This is a genomic window from Sphingopyxis sp. HIX (assembly GCF_001468285.1).
Taxonomy (GTDB): Bacteria; Pseudomonadota; Alphaproteobacteria; order Sphingomonadales; family Sphingomonadaceae; genus Sphingopyxis.
The window spans coordinates 39,547-56,464 of sequence record NZ_LNSB01000009.1 but is presented as its reverse complement, the minus strand read 5'-3'; the positions used below and the strand labels follow the sequence as shown (position 1 = coordinate 56,464).

Genomic DNA, 16,918 nt, shown 5'->3' with positions numbered 1-16,918 from the left:
TTGGGGGAGGAGCGATGAAGCGCCTGAAATTCAGCCTGCCCCGCTTCGGGCTCGGCGTCGCGGCGATGTTCGCGCTCGCCAGCCCGGCGCAGGCCTTTCAGCGCATGGAATTCTCGCAGAAAGTCGATCTGGAAAAGGTCGAGATCGGCGCCGGCGGCCAGCGCGATATCAGTTTTGCCGAGCCCGAGGTCGTGATCCCCGGCGACCGGCTGCGCTATAGCCTCCGGATGGAGAACAGGACCGCCGAGCCCGCAGCGAGCCTTAGCTTCGTCAACCCGATCCCGCGCGATATCCGCTTCGTCGGCACCGACGATCTCGACGGCTTCGCGGTGTCGGTCGATGGCGGGACCAGCTTCGGAGCGCTCGACGAACTTCGCGTGACGATCCCCGGCACCGCACCCCGTCCAGCGACGCGCGAGGACGTCACCCATGTCCAATGGACGCTCGCCGAGCCGCTCGCCGCGGGGGCGGCCAAATCGGTGACCTTCTTCGGCGCGGTCTGCTGAGCCCGCGGCGGTGACCATCTATTGCGATGAATCGGGCGGGCTCAACGCGGGCGCGATGACCTTCGCCGCGGTGATGCTCACGCCGCAAGCGGCCGCCGACATCCACGAGCGCTTTCGTTCCGTTACCGGCCTCCGCGGCGAGCTCAAGGGCAGCCGCATCTCGATGGTCGAGCGCGCCTATCTGCTCGAACTCGTCGATCGCGCGGGCGGCCGCGCCTGGGTCGCGGCGGCCCATCGCGACCAACTGGCGCAGGCGCCCGGCGGCACGCTACCCAGCGACCTTGCGCTCTACGGCGCGCTGCTCAACAGCGCGGTCGGCCACTGGCTGCCCGAAACGGGCGGCGAGTGCACCGACGTGGTGATCGACGACGGCCGCTACGATCCCAAGATATTGAGCCACGTCCGCGAGGAGGTCCAGGCCGGCCTCGGCAACTGGGGCCGCGCCTCGCTCGCCGACAGCAAGCGCAGCGACGGCGTCCAGATCGCCGACGTGATCGCGAACAGCCTGTTCAACATCACGGTAAAATCGCCCCGCGCCCACCGCATCGAGCGGATCATCGAACCGATGCTGGCTTCGAAGGCGATAAGGGTGGCGGAGCTCACGCGGGTGGTCTGAGTCGAGCACTCGCTCAGAGGTGGAATACTCGAGTGCTATCGGGTAAGGGAAAAAAAATGAAAGCAAGCGACTATGATCTGGAGCTCGAAGATCTGAATCGTCGCGCGACGATCAGGCTGCTTGCATCTGAGTCATTTGACGCGACGGCCTTCGCCGCACTTAAGGATTATCTCTCTGGCAAAGCAGAGGCGATTAAAAGCGAACATGTAGTTTCGAAACAGGTTCTTGGTGTTCTTCGGGACGCAAGCAAGGCAATTCGCAACCAAGCCCCTTATGTTCCGCAAGCGCGTGACAATCTATCGTTAGCCGACGAATTTGAGATGATTCTCGACCTGATGATTATCGGGGAAAGCCCTAGCGACCGTATACCGGGAGTCCCTCGTATCATTTGAGTGAGACGTCAAAAAGGGCCGCGGTTTCCCGCGGCCCTCCTTGGTGATCTCGCTGTCGCGTCGACTTATTCGAAGTCGCTGCCACCGCCCGCGGGGCTGCGCGGCGGCGCGGCGGCGGTGAGGCGGAGCGCCTCGGCCGAGCGCGCGATCGAGCTGATTTCGTCGGGCGTGTCGTCGTCGTCGACGACGACCTTCTGCAGCGAACCGACGAGCGTTTCGGAGAGGTCCTTCGGACGCACGGTCTGTTCGGCAATTTCGCGCAGCGCGACGACGGGGTTCTTGTCGCGGTCGCGGTCGATGGTCAGCTCCGAACCGCCCGAGATTTCGCGGGCGCGGTGCGCCGAAAGCAGAACCAGGTCGAAACGGTTGGGGACTTTGTCGACGCAATCTTCGACGGTAACGCGGGCCATAGATGTTCCTTGATCGAGGAGAGGCCGGCCCAGGGGGCTGGCGGCAAGCGCTGCGCGCTAGCAGGCGGCCCGGCGAATGTCAACGAAAGCGGGCCGATAGTCCTGCCCTCGCCCTTGCCCGGCGCGCGGGCCCGCGCCTATGGTGAGCGCATGACCGCCGAACCCGTCACCGCCTGCGACGCCGACACGATCCGGGCGGAGGTCGCGGGGCACCGGCTGGAGGTCATCGTCGACGGTGACGAGCGGCTCACGCGCCTGCTCGCGCTGCTGAACGGCGCGATCCGCAGCATCGACATGGTGATGTATATTTTCGAGCATGACGGCGCGGGCAGCCGAGTGCTCGACGCAATGACCACGGCCGCCAAACGCGGCGTGCGCGTGCGCGCGGTTATCGACAGCTTCGGATCGGGCGATGTATCGGACAGCGTCTTCACCCCGCTGCGCGAAGCCGGCGGCAGCGTCACCTTCTTCTCGCGCCACTGGCGGTCGAGCTACCTCATCCGCAACCATCAGAAACTGCTGCTGATCGACGAGCATGTTGCGATCACCGGCGGCTTCAACATCGCCGAGCCTTATCTAAGCACCCAACTGTCGAAATGCTGGTTCGACCTCGGCGTGCTCGTCCGCGGGCCTTCGGTCGCGCGCATGGTGCAATGGTTCGAGGAAATCCACGACTATACGGTGAACAACGACGGCAAGCTGCTCATGCTGCGCCGCCTAATCCGCGAATGGCCGGTCGATATCGGCCCGGTCAGCTGGCTGGTCGGCGGGCCGACGCAACGGCTGTCGCCTTGGGCAAGGGCGGTGCGCGCCGACCTTGACGAGGCGCGCCAGCTCGACATGGCGATGGCCTATTTCTCGCCCGGCCAGGGCATGCTGCGCCGCCTCGGCCGCGTCGCGAAGCGCGGCCGCGCGCGCTTCGTGATGGCGGCGAAGTCGGACAATCCGGCGACGATCGGTGCCTCGCGGCTGCTCTACGGCTATCTGCTGCGCAAGCGCTCGACGATCTGGGAATATCTACCGTGCCGGCTGCACATGAAGCTGATCGTCGTCGATGATGTGGTTTATGTCGGCACTGCCAATTTCGACATGCGCAGCCTGTTCATGAACGTCGAGGTGATGCTGCGCGTCGCCGACGCGGGCTTTGCGCAGCAGATGCGCGACTTTATCGCGGGGCTGCAGCCCGACTGCGACCTGATCACCGCCGGGGAGCACAAGAAGCGCGGCACCTGGCTTACGCGGCTGCGCTGGACGCTGGCGTGGTTCGTCGTCGGCGTCGCCGACTATACGGTGTCGCGCCGGCTCAATTTTGGATTGGGCGAGATCGATCCGGAGACCGAGGTCTAGTCTTTCCAGCCCCAGAAGAGGAAGCACGGGGGCACGTTGACCCATTCGAACGCATTGTCGATGCGATTGAAGTGCGCCGCCAGAAAGTCGCGCGCGCGGGCGCGGAATTGATAGACGAGGAAGGCGCCGCCGGGGCGCAGCACGCGGTGGGTCGCCGCCGCGATCGCGGGCCCTACGCCTGCGGGCAAAGTCGAAAAAGGCAGGCCCGACAGCACATAATCGGCATGGTCGAAGCCGTGCGCGCGGACGATCGCCTCGACGTCGGCGGCCGACCCATGCACCGCGATGAAGCGGCTGTCGCGGATGTCCTTCCGCAGATAGTCGATGAAATCCTCGTTGGTGTCGATCGCGATCAGCGTCGCATCGCCGGCCATCCGCTCGAGCACCGGGCGGCAAAAGGTTCCGACGCCGGGGCCATATTCGACGAACAGCTTGGTGTTCTTCCAGTCTACGGGCTTCAGCATGTGGCGGATCAGCGTCGGCGACGAGGGCACGATCGACCCGACCATCACCGGATGCTTGATGAAGCCCTTCACGAACATGCCCCAAGGCCCGAAAAAGCGCTTTGCGCGGTCGCGGATGCGTTTGGTCAGCGCGACCTTCTGTTCTTGGGCCTGCGCCCGGGGATTGGACATGATGGCTTTCGCGTTGTTGCGTGTGACGAAGGCGTGGCAAAAAGCCGCGCGCGACGCAAGGAAAGACTATGCTTGACAAAGGCTGCCCGCGTTCCGCCGCTGGACAGGCGGAGCCGGGCGTGTAGGGGTCCGGGCACGATCCGCACGCGCGGCAGCTGAAAGGGGGAGAGCGACATGTCGACGATCAGCCGCTCGATTCCCGCCGACCGCATGGCGGTGCTCTTCGCGGTGATGCTCGTCGCCGCCGCGGGCAACACCGCGATGCAGTCGATCCTGCCTGCGATCGGCGCCAAGCTGCATATCCCCGACGTCTGGGTCAGCCTCGCCTTCAGTTGGTCCGCCTTGCTCTGGGTGCTCACCGCGCCGCATTGGGCACGCCAGTCGGACAAGCGCGGACGCAAGGCGTTGATGGCGCTCGGCGTCATCGGTTTCCTGTCGTCGATGGCGCTCTGCGGCCTCGTCCTGTGGTCGGGGCTCGAAGGCTGGCTCGCCGCGGGAGTGACCTTCATCCTCTTTGCGTTGTTTCGCAGCCTTTATGGCGGGCTCGGTTCGGCCGCGCCGCCCGCGGTCCAGGCCTATGTCGCCTCGCGCACCGACCCCGAGGAGCGGACGCAGGCGCTGTCGCTCGTCTCTTCCTCCTTCGGGCTCGGCACCGTGATCGGCCCCGCGATCGCGCCCTTCTTCATCCTGCCCTTCGTCGGGCTGGCGGGGCCGCTACTCGTCTTCGCGTTGGTCGGTCTTTGCGTGCTGGTCGCGCTGCGCTGGCGGCTGCCCGACGACGTCCCGCGCTTCGCCGCGCGCGGCGCGATCGTCTCCTATCCCACCACCGGCGGCTCGCCGCAAACCGCGGCCGACGAGGCCGAAGACGAGGTCGTCGACACCGCCGCTGCCGCCTCGCCGCCGCTCCGCTGGACCGACGCGCGCGTGCGGCCGTGGCTGCTCGCGGGACTGTTCGGCGGGCAGGCTCAGGCGATGATGCTCGGCGTCATCGGCTTCCTGATCCTCGATCGGCTCGAGCTGCGCCTGCGCCCCGACGAGGGCGCGGCGATCACCGGCATCGTGCTGATGGCGGGCGCCTTCGCGACCCTGCTCTCGCAATGGGGGCTGATCCCGCTGCTCAAGATGTCGCCGCGCACCGCGGTGCTCGTCGGTGCGGCGCTCGGCGGTGCGGGTGCGGTGATGACCGGGCTGTCGTTCGACCTCCACGGCATCATCATCGGCTTCGCGCTCGCCTCGCTCGGTTTCGGCCTCTTCCGTCCGGGCTTTACCGCCGGCTCCTCGCTCGCGGTGCCGCGCCGCGATCAGGGCGCGGTCGCGGGGATGACCGCGTCGATCAACGGCTCGGCGTACATCATATCGCCCGCAATCGGGGTGCTGCTCTACAATTGGCACCCGATCGTCGCTTACGGCCTGATGGCGGGCTTTTGCGGCTGGCTGGTCCTGTGGGGCTGGAAGGCGCTCCGGCTGGACCAGCCTGCCTCCTAGTCGTTCGGCTCCTCATGCTTCCGTTCACGCACGGGTTTCAGCATGCCCGGCGCAAAGAAGCCGATCGGGTCGACGCTCATCGCCGCCTGCTTGATCTCGCCTTGGATCTTTTCATAATCCTTCTCCATCGCCTCGGTCACCGAAGCGCGGGTGTCCTTGAGCGCGGTCTCGAAATCCGCCATCGTCACCGTCTCGCTGCCCATCGAGCGCTTGAGCGCGGCAAGCCCCGCGCGGCGTGTCAGGTCTTCCAGATCGGCGCCGGTGAAACGATCGGCCTTGTCGGCCAGCACGCCCAGGTCGACATCCTCGTCGAGCGGCATCTTGCCCGTCTGGATCTCGAGGATGCGCTTGCGCCCCTCGGCATTGGGCACCGACACATAGATCAGCTCGTCGAGCCGCCCGGGGCGCAGCAGCGCGGGGTCGATCAGGTTCGGGCGATTGGTCGCGCCGATGACGACCACCGACTGCATCTCCTCGATCCCGTCCATCTCGGCGAGGATCGTGTTGACGACGCGCTCGGTCACCTGCGGCTCGCCCGACGTCCCGCTGCCGCGCGCGGGCACCAGGCTGTCGAGTTCGTCGATGAAGATGATCGTCGGCGCCACCGCGCGCGCGCGCTGGAACAGCCGCGCGATCTGCTGCTCGCTCTCGCCATACCATTTGGACAGCAGGTCCGACGATTTGATCGAGATGAAGTTCGCGTCGGATTCGCGCGCCGCCGCCTTGGCGAGCAAGGTCTTGCCGGTGCCCGGCGGGCCATAGAGCAGGAAGCCCTTCGCGGGGCGGATGCCGAGCCGGCGGAACGCCTCGGGGTGTTTGAGCGGCAGCTCGATCCCCTCGATCAGCTTGTCGCGCGCGGCGTCGAGCCCGCCAATGTCGCTCCAGCGCGTCTTGGGCGCCTGCACCATCACCTCGCGCATCGCCGAGGGCTGGACGCGCTTCAGTGCATTGTTGAAGTCCTCGCGCGTCACACGCAGTTCCTCGAGCACCTCGGGCGGGATCGTCCCTTCCTCCAGGTTGAGCCTGGGCATGATCCGCCGCACCGCCTCGATCGCCGCCTCGCGCGTCAGCGCCGCCATGTCGGCCCCGACGAAGCCGAAGGTCGTGCGCGCGAGCTCGTCGAGATCGACATCCTCGCCGAGCGGCATGCCGCGCGTGTGGATACCCAATATCTCGCGCCGGCCCTTTTCGTCGGGAACGCCGATCACGATCTCGCGGTCGAAACGGCCCGGACGGCGCAGCGCCTCGTCGATCGCGTCGGGACGGTTGGTCGCCGCGATGACCACCAGATTGGTGCGCGGCTCGAGCCCGTCCATCAGCGTCAGCAATTGCGCCACGAGGCGCTTCTCGGCCTCGCCGGTCACCTGCCCGCGCTTCGGCGCGATCGAATCGATCTCGTCGATGAACAGGATCGACGGTGCGGCCTTGGTCGCCTGCTCGAACACCTCGCGCAGCCGCTTTTCGGACTCGCCATAGGCGCTGCCCATGATCTCGGGCCCGTTGATCAGGAAGAATTGCGCGTCGCTCTCGTTCGCGACCGCACGGGCCAGCCGGGTCTTGCCCGTTCCCGGCGGACCGTGCAGCAGCACCCCGCGCGGCGGATCGACGCCCAGACGCCGGAACAGCTCGGGATAGCGCAGCGGCAGCTCGACCATCTCGCGCAGTTGGTCGATCGTCTCGCCCAGCCCGCCGAGGTCGTCATAGGTGACGTCGGTGCGCCGCGCGTCCTGCGGCTCCTGATATTCGGGGAGCAGCTCGACTTCGGTATTCTCGTCGATGAAGACGACGCCCTTGGGGCTCGCCGACACCACGAGCAAGCGAAGCTCCGTCAGGGCATAGGCGGGTGCGTTGAGCATCTGGCGCAGCTGCGGCGGCATCTCACCCGACGACAGCTGCTGTTGTCCCTGCGTCGCGACGGTGTCGCCGGCGATCAGCGGGCGCCCGAGGAAATTGCGCTTGAGCGCGATCGTCGACCCCTGCAGCCGCATATTCTCCTGCGCGGGAGCGAATACGACGCGCGTTGCAGGCCGCGTCTCGACGCGGGCCAAAGTCACCATATCGCCCGCTCCTGCGCCGGCGTTGGCCCGCTGCAAACCATCGAGGCGGATGACGTCGAGCCCCTCATCCTCGGCATAGGGCAAGACGACGCGCGACGCGGTGTCGCGCTTGCCGCTGATCTGGACGATATCGCCCTCGGTGAGGCCGAGTTCGGCCATCGCCGAGCGCGGGATGCGCGCGATACCACGGCCGCTTTCCTCGGCGCGGGCGCTGGCCACCTGCAGTTTGACCTGTTTTTCTTTTACCGCTGCATCGGCCAAGGCGTGTCTCCCGCAAAATGGACAGAACGGCAAAGATAGGACGCCGGTTCCGCCTTTGCGACCCCAAGCTTATGACGCAGTGCACAAAAGTCGCTGGCATGACGCGCGCTGCCATGTCATCATCGCAGGCGAACGATCATGGCACGCCTTCCTCCCCTCAGTAGCATGGAAGCCTTTCTCGAGGTCGCCCGCCACGGCACGGTCAAGGCCGCGGCGATCGAGCTCGGCCTGTCGATGCCCGCGCTCTCGCGGCGCATCCAGACGCTCGAACATGCCGTCGGCCGCCCGCTCTTCGACCGCCATCACCATGGGCTGCGACTGACCGAAGCGGGGCGCGCGCTGCAGGAGCAATTGTCGCCGATCCTCGACGAACTGCGCAGCGTCATCACCCAGGCGGGCAGCCCCGACGCCTCGCTGCGGCTGCACCTCAACGTGCTGCCGCTCTTCGCGCAGCAGCGGCTGTTCCCGCGCCTGCCCGAGCTTCGCCAGAAGCATCCCGAACTGCACATCGATATCGAGACGATGTCGCACGCCGAGGCGCGGCTGGGCGAAGGGATCGACGCCGCGATCGCGCTCGCGCGCTCGATCGACCCCGCGCTCTACGCAGCGCGGCTCGATCAGGACAAGGTCTTCCCGATCGCCGCGCGCACACTCACCGACTGCAACCGCCCGCTCACCGTGCCCGAACAGCTCCAGCGCGCGACGATCCTGCTCCACCGCGAAATGCCCGAGACCTTCGGCGAATGGCGGAAAGCGATCGGCATGCCCTATCTCGAGCCCGCGGGGATCGACTATTTCGATTCGGGTCCGCTGATGCTCGAGGCCGCGGCGCAGGGTATCGGCGTCGCCTTCATGCACGGCCATCATTTCGACGACGCGCACGACCCGCGGCTCGTCCGCCTGTTCGATTTCGACGTCGACAGCCCGTACAGCTACTGGTTCGTTTGCCGCCCGCGCGCGCTGCGCCAGCCCGCGGTGAAGCTCTTCCACGACTGGCTGCTCGGCGCCAAGATCTGACGCCGGCGATTCAGCGGCGGTTCAGGGGTCAGGGGCGAGCCTGAAGCCCTGTTCCTCCGCGGGAGCCAGCCGATGCGACCGATTTTGACCGCCCTCCTCTGCCTCGCGCCGCTGGCGGCCGCGAGCGCGCAGTTTATGCCGCGCAGCATCCCGCGCGATCCGGTGCTGCCCGGCATCGTCGACCGCGGTACCCAGCCCGCCGGGCCGACCCCTTCACGCGACCTCAGCGACCTCCGCGATCGTATCGGCGACGCCCGCGACCGCGGCGATATCACGCGCGCCGAAGCACGCTCGCTCCGCCGCGAAGCCCGCCAGATCGACCGCCTCGCCGACCGCTATGCCGAGGGCGGCCTGACCGCGTCGGAGAGCCGCGAACTCGACATGCGCGTCCAGGCGCTCCGCAGCCTCGCGGGCGCGGCACAAACGCGCAAATCGCCCTGAGGGCGAAGACTTCCGAATGTCGGGAAATGGTGCTGCTGGACAGGATTGAACTGTCGACCTCGTCATTACCAATGACGCGCTCTACCACTGAGCTACAGCAGCAACCGGGCGCCCGCTAACGCATGTCTGCGGGGCAGGCGCGGCCTATGGCGGGACGCCTTGCGCCTGTCAAGCCGCGAGGCTTGACGCTGGACAGATTTCGCGGGCAAGGATCGTCGCGTGAGCAAGAGCCCCTCCCCCGCCGAACTCGAACGCCAGCAGCGACTGGCCGAAGCGCTGCGCGAAAATCTGCGCAAAAGAAAGGCGCAGGCGCGCGAGGCCCGGGCCGAAACCCCGCCTAGAGACTGACGGTCACCGTCACATCGTCGCCCTCGGCGATCCCCTCGGCCTTGCGCACCGCGGCCTTGACCGGCAGCAACCAGCCGCCGCTTTCCTTGTGCGGAAAGACCGACGTCTGCCAGACGGTATCCCCGATCGTCACCGTCACCCGCGCCGACCCGAATCCCCCGCGCTTGTCGAGCCACTGCCCCGACATCGCGGCAAAGCGGATCCCGTCGGCAGCCTCGCCGGCGATGGTCAGGAAAAACCAGGCGGCGGGCGCCGTCGCCGACTGCCAGCGCCACAGCACCGTGGTGGTGGTGAAGCTCTCCACGCGCTCTATTTCGCCGCGCGCACTGGCACCGGGATATTGCAGATGTCGGCGCCACCCGCCGGGCGAATGAAGAAGGGATCGCGGCGATTCTCGCGCGCGTCAGCATATTTGGCGAAGCTGTCGCTTTCGTTCGACAGATATTCGAAACTGGGCTGCTCGGCCGCGGGCAATTCGGTCGCGAGGCGGATCGATTTGATCGGCACGCGCTCTTCGGCCTTTTCGTAGAAGCCGAGCGCCCCGGTCCCGCGCGGCAAGCTCGACAGATGCTCGATCCCGCTGATCACGCGCCCGACTACGGCGATATTGCGGTCGAGGTGGCGTGGCGCCTGCCCGATTACCGTATAGAGTTCGGCACCCGACCCCGTGTCGGGCGACATGTTCCGCCCCACCCCGACCATCGCATAGCAATGGAGCGGCCAATAGATCTGTCCTTTGTTGAAATCCTCCGGATCAACGGGCCCGACACCCAGCGGCCACCCCTTGTAGAGCGTGATCGCCCCCGCATAGGGATCGTTGACCTGGAACAGCGGCAGGAAGGCGTCCTCGGGCTCGGGCGCGACATAGGCGCTCTCCGGCAACACCGCCAAACCCTCGGGCAGCGCCTTCTTCTCGGTCGCGTCGCCCCATTGCACGACATAATTGTCCTGCACGCGGTTGACGCTCGTGCCGTCCCACCAATGCGCGGCGGCGAGCTTGCGGATATTGCCGATCCATCCTTGGCTGAACGGTGCGGGCATCAGCTGGATCACGACGCGGCGCGCCTTGCCCGCCGCATCGGGGACGAGGTCCATGACCAGCAGGTCCGATGCCGGAATCGCGACCCAGTCGCTCGCCGGCGCCGCAGCGGCGATCTCGCCCGGCGAGGGTGGCGGCGACGCCTCCTGTGCGGCCAGGGGAAGGGAAAAAGCGAAGGCCGCGGCGGCGGCAAGGAGGCGATGCTTCATGGCGCAATGTCTGCCACGCCCATGCCGCTTGCGAAAGCCCCGCCAAGCGATTAGGGCGCCCCTTCCAGTGCATGCGGAGCGGTGGCCGAGTGGTCGAAGGCGCTCGCCTGGAAAGTGAGTATACGTCAAAAGCGTATCGAGGGTTCGAATCCCTCCCGCTCCGCCATTGCCCTCAGTTTTCCGACACCCCGTCATCCCCCAGCGACCGATACAGCGTGATCCGGTTGCGCACCGCAGCCAGTTCGACCGCGATTTCACTCCGCCGCGCGCTGTAGAGGCTGCGCTGGGCGTCGAGGCTGGCGAGGAAGCTGTCGACGCCCCCGCGGTAGCGCGCGTCGGTCAGGCGCGCGGTGTCGGCGGCTGCTTCGGTGTTGGCATTGGCGGCGCGGAGGCGCTCGCCGAGCGTGCCCTGGTCGGCGAGCGCGTCGGCGACTTCGCGAAAGGCGGTCTGGATCGCGCGCTCATAGGCGGCAAGCGCGGCGTCGCGTTGTGCCTCGCTGACCGCCACCCCCGCGCGGCGCCCGCCGGCGTCGAAGATCGACAGGCTGGCATCGGCGCCCGCGGTGAAGCGCAACGCGTCGCCGGTGAACAGCGAACCCAGCGCGTCGCTCGCGAAGCCGAGCAGCCCGGTCAGCGAGATCGTCGGGAACAGACGCGCGCGCGCGACGCCGATGTCGGCATTGGCGGCGCGCAGCAGATATTCGGCCTCGATCACGTCGGGACGGCGCAGCAGGATGTCCGAGCTCGTCCCCGCGGGCAGCGTCGCGATCGACGCGCTGACCGCGTCGAGGTTCGCGGGCAGCAGCGCCCGGTCGTAGTCCGCACCGACGAGCAGGCGGATCAGATTCTCGTCCTGCGCCACCGCCGCGGTCTGCAGCGCGAGGTCGCCTTCGGCCGTCGCGAGCACCTGTTCGGCCTGGCGGAGGTCGGTGCGCGGCGCGACCCCGCCCTCGAGCCGCGCGCGGGTCAGCGTCACGCTGCGCCGTGCGCTTTCGGCGGTGTCGCGCGCGATCGCGAGCAGCTCGCGGTCGGCGGCGTGGTTCGCCCAGGCTTCGGCGAGGTCGGCGATCAGCGCCAGCCGCACCGTCCGCGCCGCGGCTTCGGTGGCGAAGGCGCGGTCGCGTTCCGCCGCGGTCGCATTGGCGAGCCGCCCGAACAGGTCGAGCTCGAACGCCGACACCCCGGCCTGCAGCGCATAGCTTTCGCGCCCGCCGCCCGCGACGCCGCCCGAAATGCCGGCGTCGGTATAATCGGCCGAGCCGCTCACGCCGATTTCAGGGAATTGCGCCGAGCGCGTCACGCGCACCTGCGCGCGCGCCGCCGCGACATTGGCGGCGGCGATGCGCAGGTCGCGGTTGTTCGCGAGCGCCTGCCCGATGAGCTGCTGGAGCCGCGGATCGCGGAACAGATCGTTCAGCGTTACGCGCGGCAACGCCGCTTCGTTCTGCGCGAGATAGGCGTCGCCGACCGGCCAGGATGTCGGCACCGGCGGCGCGGGCTGGACATATTTGGGCGCGAGCGAGCAGGCGCCGAGCGCGAGCGTCGCGGTGCCGAAGATCAGCGCGCGCCTCATGCCGTCGCCGCCTTGCCGCCGCGGCGCCGTGCGATCCATTCGCGCGCGGCCTTCACCCCGTCGCGCACGCCCCTTCGCACGAGCACGAAGAAGAGCGGGATGAAAAAGATCGCGAGGAAGGCCGCGGTCAGCATCCCGCCGATCACCGAGGTGCCGATCGCGACGCGGCTGTTCGCGCCCGCTCCCGTCGCGATCGCGAGCGGCAGCACGCCGAAGATGAAGGCGAAGCTGGTCATCAGGATCGGGCGGAGGCGGATGCGCGCGGCCTCGACCGCGGCCTCGATCACGCGCCGCCCCTTGCGTTCTTCCTGCTCGGCGAATTCGATCATCAGGATCGCGTTCTTCGCCGCGAGCCCCATCGTCGTGAGCAGCCCGATCTGGAGATAGACGTCATTCTCCAGCCCGCGCAGGTTCACCGCGACCACCGCGCCGATCAGCCCGAGCGGAATCACCAGCAACACCGCGAAGGGGATCGACCAGCTTTCGTAGAGCGCCGCGAGGCACAGGAAGACGACGAGCAGCGAGATGGCGTAGAGGAAAGGCGCCTGCCCCGACGACAGCCGCTCCTGATAGGAGGAGCCCGACCAGGCGACGCTGGTCCCCGGTATCTCGTTCGCCATCCGCTCCATCTCGTCCATCGCCTCGCCCGAGCTGGTGCCCGGCGCGGGCTGGCCGGAAATTTCGAACGCGGGCACACCCTGGAAGCGCGAGCTGCTGCTCGGCGTCGTCGACCAGCCGATCTTGGAGAAGGCCGAGAAGGGCGACATCTCGCCGTCGTTCGAGCGCACATACCATTGGCCCAGATCCTCGGGCTTGGCGCGATAGGGTGCGTCGCCCTGGACATAGACGCGCTTGACGCGGCCATCGTCGATGAAGTCGTTGACGTAGCGCCCGCCCCATGCGGTCGCGAGCGTGGCGTTCACGTCGCTGTTGGTGAGGCCGTAGGCGGTGAGCCGCTGGGTATCGATATCGATCTTGAGCGTCGCGACGTCGGGGAGGTCGGACAGGCGCACCGAAGTCAGCTTTGGATTGGCGTTCGCCATCGCCAGCAGCCGCTCGCGCGCCTCGACGAATTCGGCGCGGCTCATCCCGCTGCGGTTCTGGAACTGCATCGTGAAACCCGACGAATCGCCCAGCCCACGTACCGCGCCCGGCACCAGCGCGAAGATCTGCGCATCGCGCAGGCCGCTCAGCGCCCCTCGCGCGCGTTCGGCGATCGCGTCGGCGGTGTTCTCGGCACCCGGGCGGTCGTCCCAATGGACGAGGTTGACGAAACCCTGCCCCGTATTCTGCCCCGCCGCCGACCCGCCCCCGCCGCCCGCGATCAGGAAAAGCGCGCCGGTGTTCGCTTTCTCCTGCGTCAGCATATATTTCTCGATCTCGTCGCGCACCTGCAGCGTGCGTTCCTGCGTCGCGCCCGCGGGCAGGCGGAACTGGATCTGGACGCGCCCCTGGTCCTCATTGGGAAGGAAGCCGCCGGGCAGCCGCAGGAACAGGAAGACGAGCGCCACGAGCAGCACCGCATAGATGCCGAGGAACAGCCATTTGCGGTCGACGACCTTGGTCACGCTGCCGACGTAGCGCTCGACCATCGAATCGAAGCGCGTGTTGAAGCCGTTCTTGGCGCGCTCGAACATCGCGCGTGCACGCGGAAAGCGTCCGCCCGAGACGGCGGCTTCGCCATGGTCCTTGGGCTTGAGCAGGGTCGAGGTGAGCGCCGGACTCAGGATCAGCGCGACAAGCACCGACAGCATCATCGCCGAGATGATCGTGACCGAGAACTGGCGGTAGATGACCCCGGTCGACCCGCCGAAGAAGGCCATCGGCAGGAACACCGCCGACAGCACCAGCGCGATCGCGATCAATGCGACCTGCAGTTCCTGCATCGACTGGATCGTCGCCTCGCGCGCCGACATGCCGGGATTTTCTTCCATCAGCCGCTCGACATTCTCGACCACGACGATCGCATCGTCGACGAGCAGGCCGATCGCCAGCGTCAGCCCGAACAGGGTCAGCGTATTGATGCTGAACCCCAGCATATAGAAGATGGCAAAGGTGCCGAGCAGCACCACCGGCACCGCGATCGCGGGGATCAGCACCGCGCGCCAGCTCTGTAGGAAGACGAACATGACGAGGATGACCAGCAGAATGGCCTCGAACAGCGACTTCTGCACCTCGCTCACCGACAGCTTGATGAACTCGGTCGAGTCATTGGCATAGCTGTAGGTCAGGCCGTCGGGGAAATCGGCCGCCAGCTCCTCCATCCGCGCCTTGACCCGGTCGGCCGTCTCGAGCGCGTCGGAACCCGGCGACAGCGAGATCGACATGCCCGCGCCGGGATGTCCATTGATCCGGCTGATTACGGCGTAGCTTTCGGCGCCGATCTCGACGCGCGCGACGTCCTTGATCCGCACCGCCGATCCGTCGGGCAGCGTCTTGAGCACGATATTCTCGAACTCTGGCACCGTCTGCATCCGCGACTGCGCGGTGACCGTGGCGTTGAGCATCTGCCCGCGCGGCGACGGCAGGCCGCCGACGTCGCCCGCCGCGACCTCGCTGTTCTGCGCGCTGATCGCGGAGATCACGTCGCTCGGCATCAGCGACACCGCCGCCAGCCTTTGCGGATTGAGCCAGATGCGCATCGCGTGCGGCGCGCCGAAGATATTGACCTCGCCCACCCCCTCGACGCGCGACAGCGGGTCCTGGATGTTCGACGCCATATAGTCGGACACGTCCTGGTTCACGCGCGTATCGGTCTCGTCATAGACGCCGACGAGCAGCAAGGTGTCGGAGTTCGACTTGGTGACGCGCACCCCCTGCTGTTGCACTTGCTGCGGCAGGCGCGACAGCGCGGCCTGAATCTTGTTCTGGACCTGGACCTGCGCGATGTCGGGGTCGGTGCCTTTGGCGAAGATCGCAGTGATGTTCGCCTGGCCACGCGAGCTCGATTGCGAGCTGAAATAGAGGAGGCCGTCGATCCCGGTCAGCTGCTGCTCGAGCACCTGCGTGACGCTATTCTCGATCGTTTCGGCCGAGGCGCCGGGATAGGTCGCGCGGACGTTGACCTGCGCCGGCGCGATGTCGGGATATTGCTCGATCGGCAGCAGATAGAGCGCGCCGACGCCGCCCAGCATGACGATGATCGCCAGCACCCAGGCGAAGATCGGGCGGTCGATGAACAGGCGTGACATCGGCGGTCAGTCGCCCTTCTTCGCTTGCCCGCCCGCCGCGCCGCCACCCTTCGGCGCGCCGACCCGCTGCGCGCTCGACGCCGCGACCGGGCGGATCGCCTGCCCCTGCCGCAGATTGCCCAGCCCCTGCGTGATCACGCGGTCTCCCGCCTTCAGCCCGTCGGAGACGACCCAGAAGGCGCCCAATGTGCGGTCGGCCTTCACCTTGCGGCGCATCGCCTTGTTGTCCTTGCCGACCAGATAGACGAAGGCCGATCCGTCGAAGTCGCGCTGGATCGCCGCCTGCGGCACGCGGAACGCATTCTGCTCGATCGCCTGGTCGAACACCGCCTTCACGAACATGCCGGGCAGCAAGGTGCCTTGCGGGTTCGCGAAGCGCGCGCGCAGCGTGATCGTGCCGGTCTCCTCGTTCACCACGGCTTCCGAAAATTCGATCGTGCCGGTGAGACCATAAGCGCTGCCGTCCTCGAGCAGCAGCCGCACGCTCGCGCTGCCCGGCAGCACCCCGCCCGCGGCGATCGACTGACGCAGCGTGGTGAGTTCGGCGCTCGACTGCTGCATGTCGACATAGATGGGGTCGGTGCGCTGGATCACCGCCAGCGCGTCGGCCTGGTTGGCATTCACCAGCGCGCCCGCGGTAAACAGGGTACGCCCGATGCGCCCGCTGATCGGCGCGCTGATCGTCGTGTAGCGCAGGTTGATCCGCGCGGTTTCGAGCGCCGCGGCATTTTGCGCGACGACGGCATTCGCGACGCGGGCCTGCGCCGCCGCGTCGGTATAATCCTGCTTGGCGATCGCCTCCATCTCGGCAAGCGGCCTGAAGCGGTCGGCCCGGGTCTTGGCCGCCTCGGCGCTGGCGCGCGCGCTCGACAGGTTCGCCGACGCCTGGTCGACCGCGGCGCGGTACAGGCTGGCGTCGATCTGGAACAGCGGCTGCCCCGCGCGGACATAGCTGCCCTGCTCGAACAGGCGGCGCAGGATGATGCCGTTTACCTGCGGCCGCACTTCGCTCGTCTCGAAGGCGACGGTGCGCCCGCCGAGTTCGATCGGCACCGGCACCGCGCCCGGCTCGGCCACGACATAGCCGACCTCGGGTGCCGGGCGTCCGCCCTTGCTGTCGTCGCTTGCGGAGCAGGCAGCAAGCGTCGCCAATGCCATGGAGACAGCGCCGAGCCGCAGCATCGACCGCCCATATTTCTGCATTCGAAGGACCTTTTCGGGCTTGGGGACAGCCTGTTTCGCCGTTCATTCAGCAAATTGAGCCGCCGCGCGCAATGGCTTGGTTGCGATTGCGACAAGTTGCGACACTTTTCCTGCCGCCATCCGCATTATTTTTTCAAGGCTGCGCTCGGTCGGTTCCGTCAAGCCATTGTCGCGGGAGCTTTCCCGCC

Annotated in this window: 16 protein-coding genes and 2 tRNA genes; 9 read left to right on the top strand and 9 right to left on the bottom strand. The window is 67.3% G+C overall.

Translation table 11 applies throughout. The features are described from left to right. Positions 1 to 14 precede the first annotated feature (14 nt). The 3 genes from ATE62_RS06170 to ATE62_RS06160 are packed head-to-tail and all read left to right on the top strand — an operon-like array spanning position 15 to position 1,514. Positions 15 to 506 carry a hypothetical protein gene (locus tag ATE62_RS06170; RefSeq protein WP_058808278.1) on the top strand — a complete coding sequence of 164 codons (492 nt, stop codon included), beginning with the start codon at positions 15 to 17 and terminating at the stop codon, positions 504 to 506. A 10-nt stretch (positions 507 to 516) separates the two neighbouring features. Further along, the gene (locus ATE62_RS06165) at positions 517 to 1,122 is read left to right on the top strand and encodes a DUF3800 domain-containing protein (RefSeq protein ID WP_058808279.1); all 606 of its coding nucleotides are present in this window, start codon (positions 517 to 519) and stop codon (positions 1,120 to 1,122) included. Between the two features lie 56 nt (positions 1,123 to 1,178). Next, a complete protein-coding gene (locus tag ATE62_RS06160) occupies positions 1,179 to 1,514 on the top strand; it encodes a hypothetical protein (protein WP_058818465.1) in 336 nt (111 codons plus the stop codon). Positions 1,515 to 1,579: 65 nt separating this feature from the next. Here ATE62_RS06160 and rpoZ read toward each other — a convergent pair whose 3' ends face one another. After that, complete coding sequence (gene rpoZ / locus ATE62_RS06155; protein ID WP_058808280.1) at positions 1,580 to 1,924, bottom strand: DNA-directed RNA polymerase subunit omega; 345 nt, start codon at positions 1,922 to 1,924, stop codon at positions 1,580 to 1,582. Positions 1,925 to 2,074: 150 nt separating this feature from the next. On the opposite strand from rpoZ, the gene ATE62_RS06150 reads away from it, so the two are divergent. Continuing rightward, entirely contained in the window at positions 2,075 to 3,271 is a 1,197-nt protein-coding gene (locus tag ATE62_RS06150) for a phospholipase D-like domain-containing protein (protein WP_058808281.1), read from the top strand. Here the strand turns inward: ATE62_RS06150 and ATE62_RS06145 are convergent. Beyond that, positions 3,268 to 3,906: a class I SAM-dependent methyltransferase gene (locus tag ATE62_RS06145; protein ID WP_156420551.1), complete on the bottom strand. Its 639-nt coding sequence runs from the start codon at positions 3,904 to 3,906 to the stop codon at positions 3,268 to 3,270. The genes ATE62_RS06150 and ATE62_RS06145 overlap by 4 nt on opposite strands. A 174-nt stretch (positions 3,907 to 4,080) precedes the next feature. Between ATE62_RS06145 and ATE62_RS06140 the strand changes: the two genes are divergently transcribed. After that, positions 4,081 to 5,391, top strand: coding sequence for an MFS transporter (locus ATE62_RS06140; RefSeq protein WP_058808282.1), 1,311 nt, complete (start codon positions 4,081 to 4,083; stop codon positions 5,389 to 5,391). Here the strand turns inward: ATE62_RS06140 and ATE62_RS06135 are convergent. Continuing rightward, positions 5,388 to 7,709, bottom strand: coding sequence for a CDC48 family AAA ATPase (locus tag ATE62_RS06135; RefSeq protein ID WP_231736152.1), 2,322 nt, complete (start codon positions 7,707 to 7,709; stop codon positions 5,388 to 5,390). The two genes, ATE62_RS06140 and ATE62_RS06135, sit on opposite strands and share 4 nt — an antisense overlap. Before the next feature lie 138 nt (positions 7,710 to 7,847). On the opposite strand from ATE62_RS06135, the gene ATE62_RS06130 reads away from it, so the two are divergent. Next, positions 7,848 to 8,726, top strand: a complete 879-nt coding sequence (locus ATE62_RS06130) for a LysR substrate-binding domain-containing protein (RefSeq protein ID WP_058808283.1) — start codon at positions 7,848 to 7,850, stop codon at positions 8,724 to 8,726. Positions 8,727 to 8,798: 72 nt separating this feature from the next. Further along, positions 8,799 to 9,167, top strand: coding sequence for a hypothetical protein (locus tag ATE62_RS06125; RefSeq protein ID WP_058808284.1), 369 nt, complete (start codon positions 8,799 to 8,801; stop codon positions 9,165 to 9,167). Between the two features lie 27 nt (positions 9,168 to 9,194). Here the strand turns inward: ATE62_RS06125 and ATE62_RS06120 are convergent. Next, positions 9,195 to 9,269, bottom strand: a tRNA-Thr gene (locus tag ATE62_RS06120). Between the two features lie 117 nt (positions 9,270 to 9,386). Here ATE62_RS06120 and ATE62_RS24010 point away from each other — a divergent pair. Further along, a complete protein-coding gene (locus tag ATE62_RS24010; protein ID WP_269433361.1) occupies positions 9,387 to 9,515 on the top strand; it encodes a hypothetical protein in 129 nt (42 codons plus the stop codon). Here ATE62_RS24010 and ATE62_RS06115 read toward each other — a convergent pair. Both ATE62_RS06115 and ATE62_RS06110 read right to left on the bottom strand, forming a co-directional pair. Further along, positions 9,505 to 9,819: a DUF1905 domain-containing protein gene (locus ATE62_RS06115; protein WP_058808285.1), complete on the bottom strand. Its 315-nt coding sequence runs from the start codon at positions 9,817 to 9,819 to the stop codon at positions 9,505 to 9,507. The two genes, ATE62_RS24010 and ATE62_RS06115, sit on opposite strands and share 11 nt — an antisense overlap. Before the next feature lie 5 nt (positions 9,820 to 9,824). Next, the gene (locus tag ATE62_RS06110; protein ID WP_058808286.1) at positions 9,825 to 10,763 is read right to left on the bottom strand and encodes a peptidylprolyl isomerase; all 939 of its coding nucleotides are present in this window, start codon (positions 10,761 to 10,763) and stop codon (positions 9,825 to 9,827) included. 75 nt (positions 10,764 to 10,838) lie between these two features. Here ATE62_RS06110 and ATE62_RS06105 point away from each other — a divergent pair. Then, positions 10,839 to 10,929: transfer RNA gene (locus ATE62_RS06105), tRNA-Ser, on the top strand. Between the two features lie 6 nt (positions 10,930 to 10,935). Here ATE62_RS06105 and ATE62_RS06100 read toward each other — a convergent pair. Genes ATE62_RS06100 through ATE62_RS06090 form a run of 3 tightly spaced genes read right to left on the bottom strand, consistent with a single transcriptional unit; the run spans position 10,936 to position 16,730 of the window. Beyond that, positions 10,936 to 12,336 carry an efflux transporter outer membrane subunit gene (locus ATE62_RS06100; protein WP_058808325.1) on the bottom strand — a complete coding sequence of 467 codons (1,401 nt, stop codon included), beginning with the start codon at positions 12,334 to 12,336 and terminating at the stop codon, positions 10,936 to 10,938. Continuing rightward, positions 12,333 to 15,527 carry an efflux RND transporter permease subunit gene (locus ATE62_RS06095; RefSeq protein ID WP_058808287.1) on the bottom strand — a complete coding sequence of 1,065 codons (3,195 nt, stop codon included), beginning with the start codon at positions 15,525 to 15,527 and terminating at the stop codon, positions 12,333 to 12,335. The genes ATE62_RS06100 and ATE62_RS06095 overlap by 4 nt, the downstream gene beginning before the upstream one ends. A 6-nt stretch (positions 15,528 to 15,533) precedes the next feature. Next, positions 15,534 to 16,730: an efflux RND transporter periplasmic adaptor subunit gene (locus tag ATE62_RS06090; RefSeq protein WP_231736149.1), complete on the bottom strand. Its 1,197-nt coding sequence runs from the start codon at positions 16,728 to 16,730 to the stop codon at positions 15,534 to 15,536. Between the last annotated feature and the right edge of the window lie 188 nt (positions 16,731 to 16,918).

What these genes read in the sequence shown, in the direction of transcription:
- ATE62_RS06170 (WP_058808278.1), top strand. Translation starts at nt 15, where the DNA reads ATGAAGCGCCTGAAATTCAGCCTGCCCCGCTTCGGGCTCGGCGTCGCG.
- ATE62_RS06160 (WP_058818465.1), top strand. Translation starts at nt 1,179, where the DNA reads ATGAAAGCAAGCGACTATGATCTGGAGCTCGAAGATCTGAATCGTCGC.
- rpoZ (WP_058808280.1), bottom strand. Translation starts at nt 1,924, where the DNA reads ATGGCCCGCGTTACCGTCGAAGATTGCGTCGACAAAGTCCCCAACCGT.
- ATE62_RS06150 (WP_058808281.1), top strand. Translation starts at nt 2,075, where the DNA reads ATGACCGCCGAACCCGTCACCGCCTGCGACGCCGACACGATCCGGGCG.
- ATE62_RS06145 (WP_156420551.1), bottom strand. Translation starts at nt 3,906, where the DNA reads ATGTCCAATCCCCGGGCGCAGGCCCAAGAACAGAAGGTCGCGCTGACC.
- ATE62_RS06140 (WP_058808282.1), top strand. Translation starts at nt 4,081, where the DNA reads ATGTCGACGATCAGCCGCTCGATTCCCGCCGACCGCATGGCGGTGCTC.
- ATE62_RS06130 (WP_058808283.1), top strand. Translation starts at nt 7,848, where the DNA reads ATGGCACGCCTTCCTCCCCTCAGTAGCATGGAAGCCTTTCTCGAGGTC.
- ATE62_RS06125 (WP_058808284.1), top strand. Translation starts at nt 8,799, where the DNA reads ATGCGACCGATTTTGACCGCCCTCCTCTGCCTCGCGCCGCTGGCGGCC.
- ATE62_RS06110 (WP_058808286.1), bottom strand. Translation starts at nt 10,763, where the DNA reads ATGAAGCATCGCCTCCTTGCCGCCGCCGCGGCCTTCGCTTTTTCCCTT.
- ATE62_RS06100 (WP_058808325.1), bottom strand. Translation starts at nt 12,336, where the DNA reads ATGAGGCGCGCGCTGATCTTCGGCACCGCGACGCTCGCGCTCGGCGCC.
- ATE62_RS06095 (WP_058808287.1), bottom strand. Translation starts at nt 15,527, where the DNA reads ATGTCACGCCTGTTCATCGACCGCCCGATCTTCGCCTGGGTGCTGGCG.
- ATE62_RS06090 (WP_231736149.1), bottom strand. Translation starts at nt 16,730, where the DNA reads ATGCAGAAATATGGGCGGTCGATGCTGCGGCTCGGCGCTGTCTCCATG.